The 626-nt window shown below is 72.0% G+C and carries 2 protein-coding genes; both read right to left on the bottom strand.

What is annotated here, in order from left to right; translation table 11 throughout:
* The coding region (locus KUM32_RS32805; protein WP_217145581.1) for an aldehyde dehydrogenase family protein at positions 1-378 on the bottom strand (378 nt) is incomplete at its 3' end.
* Positions 378-626, bottom strand: a 249-nt coding sequence (locus KUM32_RS32800; protein ID WP_217145580.1) for an aldehyde dehydrogenase family protein, incomplete at its 5' end; no start/stop codon positions are given. The genes KUM32_RS32800 and KUM32_RS32805, both read right to left, overlap by 1 nt.

Below are 626 nucleotides of genomic sequence, written 5' to 3'. Positions count from 1 at the left end.
CTTGTCGGACCAGCCCGCGTACCAGACCCACCGGTCGATCGCCGCGTCCACCCGCGCCGCGGCCTTCTTGGCCGACACGCCGTCGGCCGCGGCCACCTCGGCCGCGAACTGCTCGCGGCGGCCCTCCAGCATCTCGGCGACCCGGTAGAGGATCTGGCCGCGGTTGTACGCCGTCGCGCCCGACCAGGGGCCGAACGCCTTGCGGGCCGCGACGACCGCGTCCCGGGCGTCCTTACGGGAGGAGAGCGGGGCGTTCGCCAGCCACGCGCCCTTTGCGTCGGTCACCTCGTACACCCGCCCGCTCTCGGACCGGGGGAACTTCCCCCCGACGAACAGCTTGTAGGTCTTGAGCACGCTCAAGCGGTCAACAGTGGACATCAGCGATCGCCCTCCGGGCTCGTCGTTCCGGCGCGGTCGCCCTGCGGGCCCGCCGGGGCGAGGTACGCCTCCAGGCCGTGTCGGCCGCCCTCGCGGCCGTAGCCCGACTCCTTGTAGCCGCCGAACGGCGACGTCGGGTCGAACTTGTTGAAGGTGTTGGACCACACGATGCCCGCGCGCAGCTTGCTCGCCATCCACAGGCTGCGGCTGCCCTTCTCGGTCCAGATGCCTGCCGAGAGGCCGTACGG

The sequence above is a fragment of the Streptomyces sp. AC627_RSS907 genome, assembly GCF_019049165.1.
Note: the sequence above shows the minus strand (reverse complement) of the source record. Positions and strands in the feature narration are given on the sequence as shown.